Annotated in this window: 12 protein-coding genes; 2 read left to right on the top strand and 10 right to left on the bottom strand. The window is 52.1% G+C overall.

The genetic code is table 11. The annotated features are described in order from the left end of the window. The first annotated feature begins 9 nt into the window (after window positions 1-9). Complete coding sequence (locus tag CWM47_RS18565; RefSeq protein WP_100989718.1) at window positions 10-3,222, top strand: efflux RND transporter permease subunit; 3,213 nt, start codon at window positions 10-12, stop codon at window positions 3,220-3,222. After that, window positions 3,200-4,696 carry a TolC family protein gene (locus tag CWM47_RS18560; RefSeq protein WP_100989717.1) on the top strand — a complete coding sequence of 499 codons (1,497 nt, stop codon included), beginning with the start codon at window positions 3,200-3,202 and terminating at the stop codon, window positions 4,694-4,696. The genes CWM47_RS18565 and CWM47_RS18560 overlap by 23 nt, the downstream gene beginning before the upstream one ends. 42 nt (window positions 4,697-4,738) lie before the next feature. Here CWM47_RS18560 and CWM47_RS18555 read toward each other — a convergent pair whose 3' ends face one another. From CWM47_RS18555 to CWM47_RS18510, 10 genes are all read right to left on the bottom strand, one after another. Then, window positions 4,739-6,718 (bottom strand): sialate O-acetylesterase, encoded by a 1,980-nt coding sequence (locus tag CWM47_RS18555; protein WP_100989716.1) that lies wholly within the window; start codon window positions 6,716-6,718, stop codon window positions 4,739-4,741. A 130-nt stretch (window positions 6,719-6,848) separates the two neighbouring features. Continuing rightward, window positions 6,849-7,910, bottom strand: a complete 1,062-nt coding sequence (locus tag CWM47_RS18550; protein WP_100989715.1) for an endo-1,4-beta-xylanase — start codon at window positions 7,908-7,910, stop codon at window positions 6,849-6,851. A gap of 24 nt (window positions 7,911-7,934) precedes the next feature. Beyond that, a complete protein-coding gene (locus CWM47_RS18545) occupies window positions 7,935-8,987 on the bottom strand; it encodes a glycoside hydrolase family 43 protein (protein ID WP_100989714.1) in 1,053 nt (350 codons plus the stop codon). Window positions 8,988-9,027: 40 nt separating this feature from the next. Continuing rightward, complete coding sequence (locus CWM47_RS18540) at window positions 9,028-10,140, bottom strand: endo-1,4-beta-xylanase (protein WP_100989713.1); 1,113 nt, start codon at window positions 10,138-10,140, stop codon at window positions 9,028-9,030. A gap of 176 nt (window positions 10,141-10,316) precedes the next feature. Continuing rightward, window positions 10,317-12,254, bottom strand: a complete 1,938-nt coding sequence (locus CWM47_RS18535; RefSeq protein WP_100993941.1) for an alpha/beta hydrolase-fold protein — start codon at window positions 12,252-12,254, stop codon at window positions 10,317-10,319. Window positions 12,255-12,265: 11 nt separating this feature from the next. Then, window positions 12,266-13,375 (bottom strand): alpha/beta hydrolase-fold protein, encoded by a 1,110-nt coding sequence (locus CWM47_RS18530; protein WP_100993940.1) that lies wholly within the window; start codon window positions 13,373-13,375, stop codon window positions 12,266-12,268. A gap of 191 nt (window positions 13,376-13,566) precedes the next feature. Beyond that, window positions 13,567-14,646, bottom strand: coding sequence for an esterase (locus CWM47_RS18525; protein ID WP_100989712.1), 1,080 nt, complete (start codon window positions 14,644-14,646; stop codon window positions 13,567-13,569). Between the two features lie 12 nt (window positions 14,647-14,658). Next, a complete protein-coding gene (locus CWM47_RS18520; RefSeq protein ID WP_100989711.1) occupies window positions 14,659-15,822 on the bottom strand; it encodes an esterase in 1,164 nt (387 codons plus the stop codon). 140 nt (window positions 15,823-15,962) lie between these two features. Then, on the bottom strand, window positions 15,963-18,050 hold the full coding sequence (locus CWM47_RS18515; protein WP_100989710.1) for an alpha-L-fucosidase: 2,088 nt from the start codon (window positions 18,048-18,050) through the stop codon (window positions 15,963-15,965). 8 nt (window positions 18,051-18,058) lie between these two features. Continuing rightward, complete coding sequence (locus CWM47_RS18510) at window positions 18,059-18,961, bottom strand: alpha/beta hydrolase (RefSeq protein ID WP_100993939.1); 903 nt, start codon at window positions 18,959-18,961, stop codon at window positions 18,059-18,061. Window positions 18,962-19,146: the final 185 nt, after the last annotated feature.

Here is a 19,146-nt window from a genome sequence, read left to right as displayed (position 1 = left end):
GTCATACCTATGTTTTCTATATTCGTTAAAAGGCCTTTGCTCTCAACCGCCATCTCGGTGCTCATTGTGCTGATGGGTGTGTTGGCCTTGACAGGTCTGCCCGTTACGCAATTTCCTGACATCGTGCCCCCATCCGTCACGGTAACCACCCGATACACCGGCGCCAGTGCCGATGTGTGCGTCAAAGCCGTGGTAACTCCCCTTGAACGCGCTATTAACGGGGTGCCGAATATGTCGTACATGACGTCGATGTCGGGGAATGACGGCACCTCGCTCATTACCATTTTCTTCAAAGTCGGTACGGACCCCGATCTGGCAGCTGTTAACGTGCAAAACCGCGTGACGACCGTTATGGACGAACTGCCCGAAGAAGTGATCAAGGCCGGGGTCGTGACCGAAAAAGAGGTGAACAGTATGTTGCTGTACCTCAACATTGTTAGTGACGATCCGAAAGTGGATGAAAAATTCATCTACAATTTCGCCGATATCAACGTGCTGGCCGAACTTAAGCGGATCGACGGAGTCGGTTTTGCGGCCATCATGGGCAGTCGCGACTACTCCATGCGGGTATGGCTCAAGCCCGACCGCATGACGGCCTACGACATATCGCCCGACGAAGTGATTGCCGGTATTCGTAAGCAGAATGTAGAAGCGGCTCCCGGCAAAGCGGGCGAAAGTGCCGACCAGGACCCGCAAACGCTCCAATACGTACTCCGGTATACCGGTAAGTTTTTCGAACCGGCCCAGTACGAAAACCTCATCCTGCGCACCAACGCCGACGGCTCACCCCTGCGCCTGAAAGATATTGCCGATGTTGAATTTGGCTCGCAGGATTACGGCGTACTCTCCAAAAACGACGGACGGCCCTCGGCGGCCATCATGCTTAAACAGCGGCCCGGCTCCAACGCCAGCGACGTTATCGCGAACGTAAAAACACGAATGGCGGAGTTGAAAGAAAGCTCGTTTCCATCGGGTATGACCTACAATTATGCCTACGATGTATCGCGTTTTCTGGACGCATCCATTCATGAAGTGATTCGCACACTCATCGAAGCCTTTGTGCTGGTGTTCATTATCGTGTTCCTGTTTTTGCAGGACTGGCGTTCCACGCTGATTTGCGCTCTGGCCGTGCCGGTGGCGTTGATAGGCACGTTTGCCTTCATGAGCCTGATTGGTTTCTCCATCAATTTGCTTACCCTCTTCGCGCTGGTACTGGCTATCGGGATTGTGGTCGATAACGCCATTGTGGTGGTTGAGGCTGTTCACGCCAAAATGGAGGAACTCCATTTGACACCCCGAGCCGCCACGTTTTCGGCGATGAGTGATATTGCCGGGGCTATCGTAGCCATCACGCTGGTGATGTCGGCAGTGTTCATTCCGGTGGCCTTTATGTCGGGGCCGGTGGGCATTTTCTATCGGCAATTCTCGCTCACGCTGGCCATTGCCATTGTTATTTCCGGTGTCAATGCCCTCACGCTTACCCCGGCTCTCTGTGCCATTCTGCTTCGGCCCGTACACGGTGAAAAGACGGGAGTGCTGGGTCGCTTCTTTACCAAATTCAACCGGGGTTATGAGTCGCTGGCGGGCAAGTATCAGGGCCTGATCAGTCGGATAGCAAACCGTGGCGTTATTACGTGGGGGCTGCTCTTGTTGTTCATTGTGGCTACCTGGGGCATCAGCACCATTCTGCCGGGCGGTTTCATCCCTACCGAAGATCAGGGCATGATTTACGTCAATGTGACCACCCCGCCGGGGGCTACCGTCGACAGGACCGAGAAGGTGATGGATGCCATCGAAGCGATAGCGTCCCAACAGGAATCGGTCGAAAACGTATCGACGCTGGCGGGCTATAGCCTGCTGACCGACGGCGCGGGGGCATCCTATGGCATGGGGATGATTAACCTGAAGCACTGGGACGAACGTAACCTGTCGATGCAGGAGCTGATTGCGACCCTCGAAGAAAAAACGAAAGGCATCACCGACGCGACTATTCAGTTTTTCCCGCCACCCACCGTTCCGGGCTTCGGTAATTCGAGTGGTTTTGAATTGCGAATGCTGGACAGGGGTCGCAGTGGAGACCTGACCCAAACGGCCAAAGCAGCGCAGGGTTTTATCGAGGCACTGAAAAAACGGCCCGAAATCAGTGATGCGTTTACCAGCTTCGACCCTAATTTTCCCCAGTATCTGCTGCATGTCGATCAGGAAAAAGCCTCCCAGAAAGGCGTGTCAATCGACAATGCCATGAGTACACTCCAAACGATGATGGGCAGTTTCTATGCCTCTAACTTTATCCGGTTTGGCCAAATGTACAAGGTGATGGTACAGGCCGCCCCGAGTTACCGAACCAAGCCCGAAGATGTGCTGAACATGCGCGTAAAAAACGACCAGGGCGAAATGGTCCCCTACGCCAACTTTGTCAGACTGGAGCGCGTCTATGGTCCCGAACAGCTTACCCGCTACAACATGTACACCTCGGCGATGATCAATGGCGATGCCGCACCGGGCTACAGTAGCGGTGATGCAATCCGGGCCGTTCAGGAAGTAGCGGCTCAGGAACTGCCCAAAGGATTCGCTTACGAATGGTCGGGGATGTCGCGGGAGGAGGTTGAGTCCGGTAATCAGGCGATTTACATTTTCGCGATCTGTCTGGTGTTCGTTTATATACTCCTCATGGCCCAATATGAGAGTGTGTTTTTGCCACTCTCTGTACTACTATCGCTGCCAACGGGCATATTCGGCTCATTTTTCTTTCTGCAACTGATGGGCCTGCAAAACAACATCTATGCGCAGGTAGCCCTCGTTATGCTCATCGGACTACTGGGCAAAAATGCCATTCTGATTGTCGAGTTTGCCAACCAGCGCCAAAAGGAAGGGTTACCGATTTTGCAGGCAGCGGTAGAAGGGGCTGTTTCCCGGCTACGCCCGATTTTGATGACCTCCTTCGCCTTCATCGCGGGTCTGGTTCCCCTTTGTATGGCCACGGGTGCCGGTGCATTGGGCAACCGATCCATTGGAACGGCAGCGGCTGGCGGTATGCTGACGGGTACGCTGTTCGGGCTGATAATCGTACCCGGCCTGTACGTCTTCTTCGCCAAACTCGCCGAACGCTTTCAACCCAAACACCCAACCGACGACGAACCGCAGGGCCATCCTGCGCAGACGCCCGAGCTCAATAGTATATCCACCAAAACACATATAAATGGAACGGCCATCCCGAATTAATTCACCGCGCAACCGGAGCAATACAATTATAATCAAGCCCTTACACCAGATACTAGCCCAGGGCAGTATTGCCTGTCTGCTGTTTCTGAGCAGTTGTCAATTACCCAATACGGTAATAAAATCGTCAACCCGGCCCGTACCTGTTACCTTCAGGGGTCAATCGGATTCGGCGGGTATTGCCGGTCAGAACTGGCGGACGTTCTTTGCCGATCCTCAACTGACGCAACTCATCGACACCGCTCTGGCGGGTAATCTGGATTTACGGGTTGCGACACAACGGATCGAAATGGCGCGGGCTTCCTTCAATTACAGCCAGGGATTTCTGGCTCCCCAGGTTAACGCGGTGGCATCGGCGGGAGTCGATCGGTACGGACGTTACACGATGACAGGTGTTGGAAATTACGACACGAACTTATCCGACAATGTTCAGGGAAATCAGCTTACCCCCACCCCCACCCCCGACTATTTTCTGGGTGCCCGCAGCACATGGGAAGTCGATATTTGGGGGAAGCTCCGCAACCGAAAAAAAGCAGCTTATATACGGCTTCTGGCTTCCGAAAAAGGGCGTCACGCGGTCATAACGGGCCTGGTGGCTGAAATTGCGCGGCATTATTACGCCCTGCTGGCGTTGGATGGCGAGCTGGAAATTCTCCAAAAAAATATTGACTATCAACAGAACGCGCTGACTCTGGTCCGCATACAAAAAGAAGCGGGCCGGGTAACGGAACTGGCCGTTCAGCAATTCTCTGCCCAGCTTCTCAATACCCGAAGTCGGCAGGGACAGGTTCAGCAGCAGATTGTCGAGAACGAGAATCAGTTGAACCGATTACTGGGACGCTATCCGCAACCCATTGCCCGTGGCAATTCCCTTCAGGCTCGTGAACTTCCCGGTCAGGCGTTAACGGGTATCCCGGCACAGATGCTGATTCGCCGACCCGACATTAGACAAGCGGAACTCGATCTTCAGGCCGCCAATATTGACATCGACGTGGCCCGTGCGGAATTTCTGCCCAGCCTGAACCTGACGGCTTACGTAGGCTTGAACGCGTTCCGAACGGCGGTACTCTTCAATCCGATGTCCATTGCTGCGGGTTTGCTGGGCAGTTTATCGGCACCAATCCTGAACCGACGCTTTGTCAAAGCCAACTACCAGCAATCGGTGGCGCAGAGTCGGGAATCGCTGTTTCGCTATCAACAAACCATTCTAACGGGTTTCAGCGAGGTTTCGACCCAACTGAAGGGCGTTGAGAATTACCGGACAGTAGCCGAACTCCAGGCACAGGAAGTAGCCGTTCTGGAGCAGGCCGTCTCGACATCAAACGACTTGTTTCGGAGTGGGTACGCGTCGTATCTGGAAGTAATTACCGCCCAACGGAGCGTGCTGGAAGCGGAACTAGCCCTTATTACAACCAAGCAGTCTCAATTTCTGGCCCTGACGGATCTGTACCGGGCGTTGGGTGGCGGCTGGGAGTAGCGTTGACAATATTCGGCAAACAAGCGGCAATTCAGGTAATGCTTATTGATCCGTTCGGAAAGGAGATGCGGGTAGCCCCTCTTTGTTAGATAGATTGGGGTTGACGGGATTATCAGCCCAGGCATAACGCACATAGTGGGGATTGGCGACCTCGTCACTCCACACAATCAGGCGGTTACCATCAATTTTCGCTTTCGCCCAAACGAATTTCTTGTCAGGGCCTGCAATGGCAAATTCACCGAGGTCGTCACCGTCGCTGGCAATCAACCCACTGCCGACATTGGTGAAACTGACCACTATTTTGTTACCGTCAATTCTGGCTGACTGATAGGTGGGGCCAGAATAAACCAGGTTTTCGTGATAGGCTGTTTTCAGCGCAGCCAGAGCCAGTCGTTCGCCCACGTCTTTCTTATTGTAGGGATGAATATCATTCCATTCACCCAGGTCAATGGCCACCGCCATTGCCGTGTTGGGTACCGATAGAGCCTTAAGCTGTGCTTCCCTCAAAATGGCCCAGCTACTCTCGGCTGGTTGATAGTTATACTCCATAAAGCCGGGAAGCTGCACATACAGAAATGGGAGTTCACCCTGCTTCCAGAGACGTCGCCAATCACGAATCAAGGCGGGCAGCAGGGTTGTATATTCCTGCGGCTTACCCGCATTGCTCTCACCCTGATACCAGCAAAAACCGGTGATGGCGTAATTTATTTCCGGGGCTACCATCGCATTGTATAAGGCTGCTGGCTGATTCTGGGCATTGAATCCCCCGGCTGGACTGCCCCCGGCTGGATTGCCCCCGGCTGGATTGCCCCCGGCGATTGGCCGGTAAGCCGTACCCACCTTATACTGCCAGGTTCCCTTTAGATCAACCGTGTCGGCACCAGCGAAAATACAGTACGGTTTGCCGGGTACAAAGCCGCCTTTACCAGCGTTGTTGGTTACCCGCACCACAAGTATGTTTTTGCCCGCTTTCAGAACATCGGCCGGAACCGGATACCGACGCTGGGGATACATGTACGTGGTTTTGCCAACCGACTTGCCGTTGATGTAAAGTTCATCGGCGTCAACGATTCGACCCAGAAAGACTCTGGCGGGTTTACCTGTCATCGAAGCCGGTATGTCGATTTCCCGTCGGTACCACACCACGCCATTCAGCTCTTTAATACCCTGATCCTCCCAATAGCCCGGAACGTTAATTGGCCGCCAGCCTTTCGGTGCATACGATAAATCATACCATTTTGTCGAACCGGTCACCCCTAAATCGACGGGTGGCGCTGGTCTGTTGACCGTTGCAGGTTGTCTTCGGCTAATGCTGTTGATGTAGGTCGTGTCTTTGTTCTTGTCAATGGTTGCTTTCAGGTCCGAAAAATCCTTTAACCCTTCTTCGCTCGTCCAGGCTTCGATGGGTGTACCCCCTACACTCGCGTTGATAATACCGATTGGTACATGGTACTTTTCATACAGTTTTTTAGCGAAGAAATACCCCACTGCCGAAAACGGTCTGACGTCCTCCCCGACGGCGGCTTTCCACTGACCAGCCGGAAGGTCACTTTGGGGTGCCTGCAGATTCGTCAGGGTTGGAATCCAGAACTGTCGTATTTGTGGGTAATTGGCCTCCTTAATTTCCCGGGCATAGGTTACGTCATGGATGTTCAACTGGTGGACCATGTTACTTTGCCCACTACAAAACCAGACATCGCCAATCAGGATATTGGTCAGTTCGAGTTTTGAGTTTCCGGCGATTTCCATCGTAAACGGGCCTCCCGGCGGCATGGACGGTAACGTAAGCTGCCATTGCCCGGCTGCCCCGGTTACCGTTTTGACGGTCTTATTTTTGAAACGTACAGTAATTCGCTCACCGGGTGTTGCCCATCCCCATACCTTCAGGGGTTTATCCCGCTGCAGTACCATGCCATCACTGATTAATCTGGGCAAACGAAGCTGCGCCTGTGCTGCTACCGTTCTTATCAGAAGTAAACTAATGAGGCACAGCCTGCCTGCGGATATCATATTGAGTTTCATTTATCTTTTTCCGATTACCCGTTCGATGGCCTGCGGTAGAAGCACTGACGCGGTTTTTACGCGTTCACTTTCGCCGGTTTCTACACAGGATCAACGCATAAGTATGTAATGATAGCGCCTTCGTAATTCTTCAGAAATTCACGACGTTTTCGTACGCTTTCTTTGGCTTGCCGTTCTGATCGAATAGTAAGGGGTAGTCTTTCCGACCGGGAACGGGAAAGTTATCGAGCCAGGAATATTTGTCGCTGAGGTTCCAGAATGTAACGCCGGTGATCTTGTCGCGGTGCTTCCGAAACACCTCGAACAGCATTTTGTAATGGGCGGCCTGCTTATCATTCATTTCTGGTGTGAACTCGCTTTTATCGGTATCCCGATGAGCCCGGCGCTCGTGTTCTTTGGGGTATACCGAAACATCTACTTCCGTAAACTGGATCTTAAGGCCCAGGCTGGCAAATTTGTTGATGGATTCTTCAAGCTCCTGCGCGGTCGGTTCGTAGATTGACCAGTGCGCCTGTAAACCCACACCATCAATGGGTACTCCCTTATAGATCAGTTTCTTCACCAGCTGATAAATCCGTTCCCGCTTCGATGGATTTTCGGTATTGTAATCATTGTAGAACAACTGCACGGAGGGGTCGGCTTCGTGGGCATATTGAAACGCCTTCTCGATATAATCTTCGCCAATGATCTCGTAAAATTTCGATTTCCGGTAGATACCGTTACCGGTATCGGGAACCGCTTCATTTACGACATCCCAGGCGTAAACTTTCCCTTGATACCGATCCATTACATCGGTGATGTGACGTTTCAGGCGGGCCAGCAGCACCTCCCGACTCACGTTTTTACCCGTTGAGTCGGTGAAGAACCACGTGGGTGTTTGATTATGCCAGCAGAGCGTATGACCCCGAAGTTTAATATTATTTTGCTGGGCGAACGCAGCGATGGCGTCGGCATCTTTCCAGTTGTAACGGTTCTCCTCGGGGTGAATTGGCCCCATTTTCATGGCATTTTCGGGCGTCATACTGTTGAACTGGGCTTTGATCAGTTCAGCATCCGGACCGGGCTGCACCATGCGCGGATTGACGGCCACGCCAATGGGAAAGTAGTTTTTGTAATAGTCTTTCAGCCCTTTTTCGGGTGCCACAAAAGCGACTGTCAGAACAATCAGGGCGTATGCGGGAAGTTTATGCATAACAAGATCAGATTTAGAGGCTTATTAGTTGTAGGCTTCGACCGGCCGAATCGTACCATCTGGATTATAGGTCAACTCCGCTACTTTCACATTCCGGAGGTGGGTCTTTCCGGAAAGTTGTGTGTCATGATAGAACAAATACCACTTTGAGCCCACCTGGACAATGGAATGGTGATTGGTCCAGCCGAGTACGGGTTTCAGCACGACGCCCTGGTACGTAAAAGGCCCGTAGGGATTATCGCCGATCGCGTAGCAAAGATTATGCGTATCGCCGGTAGAATACGAGAAGTAGTACTTCCCCTTGTATTTATGCAGCCAGGCCGCTTCAAAAAAGCGCTTATCGTTGTCCTTTTCCAGAAATGGTTTCCCGTTTTTATCCAAAATCTGCACGTCCCGAACCGGCTCAGCGAAGGATTTCATATCGGCACTTAATCGCGCAATGCGGGGCAGGTAAGCGACTTCGTCTTTTTGCTTTAATGCCCCTTTCGGATTGTACTTGTTGTTATCCCACCGTTGCAACTGACCACCCCAAATACCCCCAAAGTAGAGATACGCTTTGCCATCACTATCCTGAAAGACGGTGGGGTCAATACTGTAGCTACCTTTAATTGGCTCCGGTTCGGCTTTAAATGGGCCCGTTGGACTTTTGCTGGTTGCGACACCGATGCGGAAAATATCCTCTTTGTCTTTGACCGGAAAATAGAGGTAATATATACCGTTTTTGACCGTAGCATCGGGCGCCCATAACTGCCGGCCAGCCCAGGGGATGTCTTTAATATCAAGCGCGACACCGTTGTCTTTTACAGGGCCACCGATCTTATCCATCGACAGAACGTGGTAGTCGCGCATGGCAAAGTGGCCTCCCTCATCATCCTCTTTAACATCTTTGGCATCAATGTCATGCGAGGGGTAGATGTAAATTTTGCCGTTAAAGACATGGGCAGAGGGGTCAGCCGTATACATGTGCGATACCAGGGGCTGGGAAACCGGAGTTTTACCCGCGCTGGTTTGGCCGAGGGCGGTCAGTGAGAAACTGGTTAGAGCAACCAGGGTAAGAATTGTAAATACGCGTTGCATAAGTAATTGATTTATTGGCGAACAAGTCTCTTTAAAAATTTTATTTCTTCAACGCAATCACCTTCTCAAAAGCGGGCTTCGGCTGGTTGTTTCGGTCAAATAATAACGGGTAACTGGTCCGCCCGCGAATGGGCCAGTTGTTTAGCCAGCTGTTGGCATCGTTCACACCCCAGAACGTGACGCGGGTAACCTTGTCTTTGTGCTTGAGAAACAACTTGAACAGGGCTTCGTAATCAGCGGCCAGTTGTTGCTGAACGGAGTCTGGCAGGGCGGTAGGATACGGATTCGATTGTTCATTGGCGACCATGCGCTGCCCCACATCGGCCCCCTGAAAATTGCGGGGTAGCACCTCAATGTCCAGTTCCGTGAACATGACTTTCACCCCCAAAGCGGCATACTGGATGATGCTTTCTTCAATGTCCTGCAGCGGTATTTTGCCCACGTGCCAATGTCCCTGAATGCCGACACCGTCGATACGTACCCCGGCAGCTTTGATCTTTTTTACGAGTTCAATACAGCCCGCCCGTTTTTTGGGCTGTTCGTTGTTGTAGTCATTGTAATACAGCTCCGTTTTGGGCGACGCCTGCTGCGCCAGACGGAAGGCTTCTGTCACAAAATCCTCGCCGAGGTATTGCAAAAATACCGATTTCCGCATGGTGCCGTCTTCGTTGAGCGCTTCGTTCACTACATCCCACGAATACACCTTGCCACTATAATGCCCCGCCACCGTTTTGATGTGGTCGGCAAAAAACGTGCGAATCGAATCCTGACTCTTGATGCCGCGAATGAACGGAGGTAACTGACTGTGCCAGATCAGGGTATGCCCGTTGATTTTGATATTGTGCTTCCTGCCGAAGTCGATCAGCTTGTCGCCCATCGTAAAATCGTAGGTGTCCCACCCGGGATGAATCAGCGCCGACTTCATGATATTCTCCGGCGTGGCCATGTTGAACTGACGCGCAATGAAGGCCGTCATCTGCGGGTCGCGCTCGTCGATCTGGGCGTTATTTAGGGCGGTACCGATACCAAAATCTTTTTTAAATGTGTCTTTTAGCGATGGGATTTGCTGGGCGAACGTGGTATTTAGCAGCGTCAGGTTGGCCAATACCAGTACGACCGAACTGATGGCTAAGGCGTATTTTTTCAGGAGCATAAAATGTATTATTACTGAGTTGAGTCTGGATTTATTGACGAGTTTTAGTTATGATGGTTTGGTTTTTGTCATCCCGAAGAATGAGGGATCTTCGGTAGCAAGCATTTTTCAGCATTTACCGAAGATCCCTCATTCTTCGGGATGACAAAAACACCGGAGAACAAACCACTCATTCGTTACTTGAACAATACCTGCGAAAACTGCATGATATCGTGCCGCCAAACCGGCCACGAATGCCCGCCAGCGTATTCGCTGTAGCTGTACTTGATGCCCATCTCATCGAACTTCTTCATCATAATCTGGCAGTTCTGATAGGCAATATCTTCCTTACCGCCCATCGAAATCCACAGGTGTTGAAGGTTGCCGTTAATGGTGGTTGCATTGGTTTTCATAAATTCATACTGCGGATCGGTCAGCGTTGGATTGTTGGCGAACCAGCCCGAGCTGAACACACCCAGACTTGAGAACATGCCGGTATTTTTGATGCCCGCATACAAGGTCTGCAACCCACCCAAAGACAAACCGGCCAGAGCCCGATTCTTCGCATCGGGCTCTACCCGAAAATTGCTTTCCACAAAGGGAATTGCGCCTAGTTTCAATTCATTCTCAAACGCTTTCAGTACATTTTCGTTGAAACCGGCCATACCACCCGTCATGCCTACGTTGCCATCCAGCATAGCAATTACCATCGGCTTGGCTTTGCCCTCGGCGATCAGGTTATCCAGAATCATATCCGTTTTTCCCTGCGTAGCCCAGCCGCGCTGATCTTCGCCCCCGCCGTGCAACAGATAGAGTACCGGGTACTTGTCCGTCGATTTGTCGTAGCCGGGTGGCGTGTAGACGTACATTTCGCGCCAGCTATTCATCGCTTTCGAGAGGTAACGTTTGATGCGAATGTCGCCGTGGGGTACGTCCTTCATGGCATAATAACCACCGTCTTTGTCGGGAATCTCGATGCCGCTAGCCATGCGGCTCATGCCGTAGAACGATTCGCTGGCTGGGTCGGCGGTAGCTACGCCGTCAATTAATAACGAGTAATAATGAAACCCCCGGCTGATGGAATCGGTGGTGGCGGTCCAGAAGCCGCTGGTGTCTTTCACCATGTCGTATTTCTTTCCCAAATCCACCTGCACTTTCTGCGCATCGGGCGCTTTCACGCGGAAAACGACGCGGTTGTCGGGCAAAATCTGCGGGTATTTGCCATTGCGGATATTGGTACTCGCAGGTGTGCCCAGCACGCTATATTTGGTCAACGACGCCACATCGACCGGCTTGAACAAAAACTGCGAGAACATGTACAGGCCGTTTTTCCAGACCTTGAAATCATGCCCTCCCGGCTCCACATAATACACGTGGGGTACGCCGTTCTGATACAGATAATCGTGGGTACGTTTGCTGAACGAGATCAGGCCATCGGCGTCTCCGCACGAAATCCAGAGCAGTTTCAATTGCTTTTTGGCGGCATCAGGATTCGGCACCAACTCTTCGGGCCGTTTGGTATTGGGGGCCGATGAAAAGCCACCCACCCAGGCGAACTTGTCCAGGTTACCCAGTCCGAAATTCAGTGACTGCCCGCCACCCATCGACAGCCCGGCAATGGCGCGATGCTCGCGGTCAGTCAGGGTTGGATACTTCTTTTCGATGAAGGGAATCAGGTCGGTAAGCAGGTCTTTCTCGAAGGTGGCGAAGGCTTCCACTTTGTCTTTATCGAAAATGTTGCCCACCGCCCGGTCGTCTTTCATGGCGCGGCCATTGGGCATAACCACGATCATGGGTTGCAGCTTGTTTTCGGCATATAGATTGTCCAGAATCACTTGCGGGTTGCCGCCTTTGAGCCATTCTTTTTCATCACCCCCAATGCCGTGAAGCAAATACAGCACCGGGTATTTCGTCTTTTTGTTGAAACCCGGCGGGGTGTACACCAACGCTTTACGGGACGTACCCACGGTCTTCGATGGATAGCTAATCGAATCGAGTTTACCCGTGGCAATGCCCGAACGTACCAGATCGAAGCCTTTTGGGGCTTCTTTTTCAATAGACTGCGAAAAGACCGCAGAGCCAAGCAGTAGACTAAGGCCCAAGCCCAGGAATGCAGCCCTTTTATGTATGTTCATTTTCATAACCTCTATTTAAACAGTAGTGGAGCCATCTCGTGCAAGCTGCGACGCCAGGTCTGAAATTCGTGACCCGTTTTATCGGATACATAAGACACCGCATTATATCCAGCCCCTTTCAGATCGGCCACTGCCTTCGTTACGCCATCGGGTTTTTCTTTACTGCCGCAACTAATGAAAATAAGCTTTGCTTTTGGCTTGCCGTTGACATCGTCCGGATTGTAAAGGCCACCGCTCAGCAGACCGTAATATCCGAAAACCTCCGGCTTATTGAGGGTAATCGCTTTGGTTTCCATACCCCCCATCGACAGCCCCGCCATTGCCCGGTTGTCCCGATTGGCGAGGGTGCGAAAATTGGCATCTACATAGGGAATCAATTCTTCAGTCAGTACGGTCTGGAAAGGTTCGATTTTAAAATCCCGTATTTTCCCCCATTTCACTTCGTTGGTCATGCCGTAGGTCATCACAATGATGAATGGCTTTGTCTTATTGTCGGCAATAAGGTTATCCATGATCAGGTTGGCGTGTCCCTGATTGCTCCAGGCCGTTTCATCTTCGCCCCAGCCGTGTTGCAGGTACAGCACCGGGTACTTTTTCGATTTGTCTTTCTCGTAACCCGGGGGCGTGTACACATATGCCCGGCGCGATGTACCGGTACTTTTCGAAGGGAACAGAATCTGTTGCACATTACCATGGGGTACGTCTTTCAGGGCGTAGAAATCCTGGTCATGAGCCGGTATTTCAATGCCACTCTCCCACCGAACGGAACCGTAGTAATTCAGCGCACCGGGATCGTTGAACTTCCCGCCGTCGATCTTTACATTATAATAGTGAAAGCCTTCATCCATAGGGCCTTCCGTTGTACCGGTCCAATAGCCATCGTCTCCTTTGGTGAGGATGGTACCGCCCCGACCGCCGAGTCCAAGGCTTACCCGGACACTATCGGCTTTGGGAGCCAGTATTCGGAATCGGGCGTAGCCCTGCGAGTTCACCATCGGGTATTCCTGACCTGGTTGATTTAGCGAAGAGGGTTTAAAATCCTCCGTAGGTTGTCCCTGCGAGAAACAGGTTGTGCTGAGTAGAGCGGCCATGAACAGGGCCGCGAGTGGTTTGAGTGTCATTTGTGTATCGGTTTGTGTTAGGAAAATTGGGTTGTTTTTTATCATTCCGTGGCTTTTGCCATCCCGTTTTTGTCACCCCGACGCAGGAGGGATCTTCGGGTGAGGCTGAAAATATCCGGCTACCGAAGATCCCTCCTGCGTCGGGATGACAAAAACGGGATGACAAAAACACGGAATGATAAAAAACGCACTCACTTGAACAGCTTCGGCAACGTATTGGCGAGGTATAGTTTGCAGTTCATCCAGGTGTGCCCGCCGGGTACAATTAGCGGTTCGACCTTGATTTTCTTTTCGGTAAACATCGCAATGTTTTGCTTCACGGGCTCGTACAGAAAATCCTCCGTACCCACGCTGATGGTGAATAGTTTCAGTTGGCTGTTGAGCTTAGCTGCATCGGGCGACCAGTTCGAAAAGTTCGTTTTAAACTCATCCGTAGCCGTATACGGCGCATACGAGCACACATAGGCGAAGGTGGCTGGATTGGTCAGGCCGATGTTCAGCGTCTGCCCGCCACCGACCGAGAAACCCGCCACGGCCCGGCCTTTGCTCTCTTTTATGACCGGGTAATTAGCTTCGATAAACGGCACGATGTCGCTGACCATGTCTTTGGTAAACTCGGGCATCGGCGCGGGGCGGACGTTGCCGTATGGCATCACGATGAGCATGGGCTTGGCTTTTCCCTGCGCGATGAGGTTATCGGCGATCAGGTTAGCGCGGCCAACTTTTGTCCAGGTTTCTTCGGTGTCGGAGCCGCCGTGAATCAGGTATAGCACCGGGTATTTCGTTTTGCCATTGGCGTTGAAACCCGGTGGTGTGTATACCAGCAGTTGTCGAGTCGTGCCCAACGTACCCGACTTGTAATAGCGGTAGCTGATTTTACCGTGGGGGACGTTCTGCAACGAATGCACCAGCGGCTGATCGCCGGGTACGTCCACAATGCTCCGTTTAAAGCGTTCGTTAGCGAAGATATACGTGTTGCTCGGGTCGGCCAGTGACACACTATCGACCATAAAGCTGTACGGGTAAATGTCGGGTTTCACCGGGGGCACCGTCACGCTCCAGATGCCCGACGTGTCTTTGGTCATGGAGACAGGGGCCGCCAGAAACTCACCGGAAACCATCACCTTTTTCGCGTTTCGGGAAAAATACCGGAACGTGATGCTGTGATCGGCGTGCACGTCGGGCGAACTGATGGCTGGCGGGCGTTGCTGCGCCAACACAGCAATACCCGAAACAAAAACTGCCAGAAAACTATATAAAATGCGTTTCATGGGCGTAGCCGGTTATTGTTGGAATAGCAGTGGTGTAGTGGCGGCAACATACGTTTTGACGTTCATCCAGGTATGCCCCCCGCCGGTGATCAGGCTTTTGTAGTTCACTTTTTTCGCCTTCAGGTAATCCATAAACTCCACTGTGCCTTTGTACAGAAAATCGTCGCTACCCACGCTCACCCAGAGCAGTTTGAGTTGCTTGTTGGTTTGCTCAGGCTTGGCCACGATCTGGCTGAAATTACTATCTATCTCCTGGGGCGACAGGTAGGAACTGTAGGCGCACACCCATGCAAATTTGTCCATGTTGCTGAAGGCCGCCCGAAGCGTTTGCCCACCTCCTCGCGAAAACCCACCGATGGCCCGGTTCTCCCGATTAGCTATAGCCCGGTAGTTTTTCTCGACGTACGGAATCACGTTACTCACCAGATCTGTTGTGAAATCGTTGGCGCGTTTTACGGCATCGGCCCCATCCCGCACAGTCGGGTCGGCGGGTTTTGTACCTCCCTTTTGCTCAGCGACGCGGGCCGCGATGTTGCCGTAAGGCATCACGATGATCATCGGTTTCACCTTGCCTTCGGCCAGCAGATTGTCCAGAATCAGGTTGGTTTTACCCACCTTAAAAAAGGTCTCTTCGGTATCGGTCGTGCCACTAATAAGGTAATACACCGGGTATTTTTTGGTTGGCGACTGGTCGTAGCCCGGTGGCGTATACACGACCACAGAGCCCGTTGTGCCTTCCATCGACGGATAGTATTCGTAGTTGATCGACCCGTGGGGTACATCGCGCATGGCGTGGATCAGGGGCGTGTCGCCGGGCACGTCGACCAGGCTGGCTTTGAACCGCTCGTTAGGAAAAAACGCGACATTGGCTGGATCCATCACCGATACGCCATCTACCCGAAAGTTGTACGGATAGATATCGGGTTTGACGGGGCCTACCGTTGCGCTCCAGATGCCCTGTGCATCTTTGGTCATGGGCACGGGCGCTTTTTCAAACTGCGCACTCAGCTCCACCGCTTTCGCCTGCGGAGCCTGATACCGGAACGTGACGGTTTTGTCGGCGTTCACCTGTGGCGACACCACCAGCGGACCACGGGGCGGCTGGGCCAGTGCCCCGTTATACAGGCAGAATAAGGCCAAGCAAACCCATAGTCGACGTACTGATTGTTGGTTCATGGTTTATTAGGGTTTAGGGGTATTTGTTTTATGTCATCCCGACGGCAGGAGGGATCTTCGGTAGGAGGCTTTTTTTAGCAGTTACCGAAGATCCCTCCTGCCGTCGGGATGACAAACACTGGATCGCAAAAGAGACTCACTCACTGGGTAACAACATCCACTTCCGCGTAGCCTGACGCGGAACCGTCCTGCGTGTTTTTCAATGCCCGCAGTTTAATGTATCGGGCGCGGATCGGTGCAAACGGTTTGGTTTGCCAGAACGGGCTGTTTTTGATGTTTGAAAACTCGCCTTCACTGACCCGCTTCCAGGTTTTGTTATCGGTCGACACCTCAAATTCATAGTGGGTAATGATGCTGGCCTCTTCCCACCAGTTTTGGGCAGGCAGGTAGCGAAAACCAGTAAGATTTTCCTCTTTCCCCAGATCAATGATCAGATCGGCAGGCATCGTCTGGCTTTTATCCTGATGCCAGGACGTACCTGGGTTTCCATCTAAAGCCTGATACGCCGACTTCGACTCCGTACTCAGGATTTTCCAGGCGCTACGGGCGACGTCAAACTTTTCTTCGCTGAGTACACTGCTCTGTTTGGTGAACGGATTGTAAGTAATCGCCTTCAGGTCAACTTTACCATTGCCGGTTTTCACCGGAGCGGTGTATTTGGCAGAGGCTGCGGTTGGCGTGCTGCCATCGAGCGTGTAATAAAGTTCAGACTCTGTGTCACCGGCTTTGATCTGAATATCCCCGGCCTGATTGCGAGTGATCATGGGGGGAGTCAGAATCAGCGGGGCTTTGTACACGTCGAGATTCGAGATCAATGGGCTGCCTTTAGCGTCCAGAATGGTCAGGCGCAATTGCGTTGCTTCGACGGTTGGAAACCGCAGAATACGTTTGTAGCCGATGGTCGTTTCTCTGGCAATCTCTTTCCAGTTGCCATCGACGAGTGCTTCCACCGTAAACGACTTCACCCGCTGCCCCAGGCGTATGGGCTCCTGCACCAGAAAGCGGTTGAACGCTGTAGGTTTATTGAAAGTCAACGTCAGTGATGCGTTACGAACGGCATCATCCGTTGCCCAATAACTATCCAGATCGGCATCAATGGCTTTATTGGCAGCATAAGCCGCGTTTTTACCACGTACCTGTGAAGCCGTCGCCGTTGCGTTTTTGGCCAGATTCACCGCGAACGCTTCGTTTCTCGCTTTAGCGAATGCCTGCACGGCTTTTTCATCCAATTCATTGATCAGCCCGTTCGGCATGATCGGAAAATTGAGCAGCAACGTCCCGTTCCGACCAATGGAGTTATAATAGGTATCCATTAATTGGGGAAGCGTTTTCACTTTCCGGTCTTCGCGCTCGTGGTAAAACCACTCCGGCCGAATCGACGTGTTTACTTCGCCCGGCACCCATGCATTGCCATTTTCGACACCGTGGCGCAGTTGTTCTTCGGGTACGTCGCCGGTAGCGTTCAACAGACTCCAGTTGGTTTCACCAACGTACCCGGCTTCGGTTCCCACCCAGCGCAGGTCGGCGCGGTCGCCCCCGTCGTTCCAGATCACGATGTTGGGCTGGAGTTTCCGAACGAGTTTGTAAGTATTGGCCCAGTCATAATACGTTTTAGCGTCGATCTTACGGGTTTCGTTGGCTCCGCCATAATAGCCTGACCCGCCGTTTGCTCCATCGTACCAGACTTCAAAAATGTCGCCGTAATTGGTCAACAGTTCCGTCAGCTGGTTGCGGAAGTAGGTGATATACTCCGGCTTGCCGTAGTCGGCATGGTTTCTATCCCAGGGCGACAGGTAGACGCCAAATTTTAAGCCGTATTCTTTGCAGGCATCGGCCAGTTCGCGGACGATATCGGCCTTCCCATTGCGCCAAGGCACATTCTTCACCGAATACTCCGTGTATTTCGAGGGCCACAGGCAGAACCCACTATGGTGTTTGGCCGTAAAAATGATGCCTTTCATACCAGCTTCTTTACAGATACGCGCCCACTGCCGACAATCCAGTTTCGTCGGATTAAACAGCTTCGGGTCTTCGTTACCCAGCCCCCAGGCCATGTCGGTATAGGTGTTGATCGAAAAATGGATAAAGGCGTAATATTCCATTTTTTGCCAACGCAACTGGTTGGCATTGGGCAGCGGCCCAACGGGTTGTGGCGGTGTCGATTGTGAAAAGCCGGAAAGGCTGGTCAGCACAAAAAACACAAGTTGAATAAAGAAAGGCTTAGTCATGGTCAAACTCAGTTTTTAATCCACTGATTGATGGTCATCCAGGCAAACAGCGGCTCCATCCAGCCGGGATGCCGGAAAATAAAGCCGTGGTCGCCTTTGGGGTAGATGTGCATTTCGACGGGCACGTTCAGGTGTCTCAGTTTTTCGAAATAGATAATGCTGTTGTCCACGTCAACAAGTTTATCATCGGCTGCGTGGGTCAGGTACGTTGGGGGTGTGTTGGCCCGTACCTGCAATTCATTGGAGAACAGATCAACGTCCTGCCGCGATGGATTTTTGCCCAGTAAATTGTCATGCGAGCCACCGTGCGTCAGGCTATCGCGCATACTGATGACTGGATAAATCAGAATCTGAAAATCAGGGCGCAAGTTGGTGTTGCTGGTATTGTCGATATAGGCTTTCTCGAAATGCGTAGCTGCAGTCGAAGCCAAATGCCCACCTGCTGAAAAGCCCATAACGCCCACTTTAGCCGGATCTACACCCCACTTGGCGGCCCCATCACGAACCAGTTTTATGGCCTGTTGGGCATCCTGCAACGGCCCTATTTTTTTGTCGGGCATGATAGCGTCACTAGGCAACCGATATTTCAGAATGAAAGCCGCCACTCCTTTTTCGGCCAGAGCTTTTGCGATATTGATCCCCTCGCCCTGATACACGACCACACCATAGCCGCCACCAGGAATGATGATAACAGCTGCCCCGGATGCCTTGTCGGGCGCGGGTTTAAAATACTCCAGTGTGGGCTTGGTAATTCCTTTCAAAATACCCGGATCTACCCCCGACTCCTGCACGTCCGATGGTTTGGAGTTTGGCACTGGACCCGTATATAATGAAATGATTTCCTGCGCGTTGGACACTAATGGAACAGCGAATAGCCAACCGGCTAAGGCAGCCAGAGCTAGTGCTTTCATGGGTGCGTATCGCTTTGTATCGGCCAGTTTTGGCGAATTAGAACAGTTCATTTTATTGTGGTTTAAGATAATTCCGAGGCTTTTGTCACGCCGTTTTTTTGTGTTTTTTGTCATTCCGCTTTTTTTGTCATCCCGACGGTAGGAGGGATCTTCGGTAGGAGACTTTTTTTGCATTTACCGGAGAT

The sequence above is a fragment of the Spirosoma pollinicola genome (assembly GCF_002831565.1).
GTDB lineage: Bacteria > Bacteroidota > Bacteroidia > Cytophagales > Spirosomataceae > Spirosoma > Spirosoma pollinicola.
The sequence above is the reverse complement of the archived record's forward strand: the minus strand, read 5'-3'. Positions and strand labels throughout refer to the sequence as shown.

Excerpts from the sequence above, each read along its gene's own strand:
- CWM47_RS18565 (WP_100989718.1), top strand. The coding sequence starts at position 10 with ATGTTTTCTATATTCGTTAAAAGGCCTTTGCTCTCAACCGCCATCTCG.
- CWM47_RS18560 (WP_100989717.1), top strand. The coding sequence starts at position 3,200 with ATGGAACGGCCATCCCGAATTAATTCACCGCGCAACCGGAGCAATACA.
- CWM47_RS18555 (WP_100989716.1), bottom strand. The coding sequence starts at position 6,718 with ATGAAACTCAATATGATATCCGCAGGCAGGCTGTGCCTCATTAGTTTA.
- CWM47_RS18550 (WP_100989715.1), bottom strand. The coding sequence starts at position 7,910 with ATGCATAAACTTCCCGCATACGCCCTGATTGTTCTGACAGTCGCTTTT.
- CWM47_RS18545 (WP_100989714.1), bottom strand. The coding sequence starts at position 8,987 with ATGCAACGCGTATTTACAATTCTTACCCTGGTTGCTCTAACCAGTTTC.
- CWM47_RS18540 (WP_100989713.1), bottom strand. The coding sequence starts at position 10,140 with ATGCTCCTGAAAAAATACGCCTTAGCCATCAGTTCGGTCGTACTGGTA.
- CWM47_RS18535 (WP_100993941.1), bottom strand. The coding sequence starts at position 12,254 with ATGAACATACATAAAAGGGCTGCATTCCTGGGCTTGGGCCTTAGTCTA.
- CWM47_RS18530 (WP_100993940.1), bottom strand. The coding sequence starts at position 13,375 with ATGACACTCAAACCACTCGCGGCCCTGTTCATGGCCGCTCTACTCAGC.
- CWM47_RS18525 (WP_100989712.1), bottom strand. The coding sequence starts at position 14,646 with ATGAAACGCATTTTATATAGTTTTCTGGCAGTTTTTGTTTCGGGTATT.
- CWM47_RS18520 (WP_100989711.1), bottom strand. The coding sequence starts at position 15,822 with ATGAACCAACAATCAGTACGTCGACTATGGGTTTGCTTGGCCTTATTC.
- CWM47_RS18515 (WP_100989710.1), bottom strand. The coding sequence starts at position 18,050 with ATGACTAAGCCTTTCTTTATTCAACTTGTGTTTTTTGTGCTGACCAGC.
- CWM47_RS18510 (WP_100993939.1), bottom strand. The coding sequence starts at position 18,961 with ATGAAAGCACTAGCTCTGGCTGCCTTAGCCGGTTGGCTATTCGCTGTT.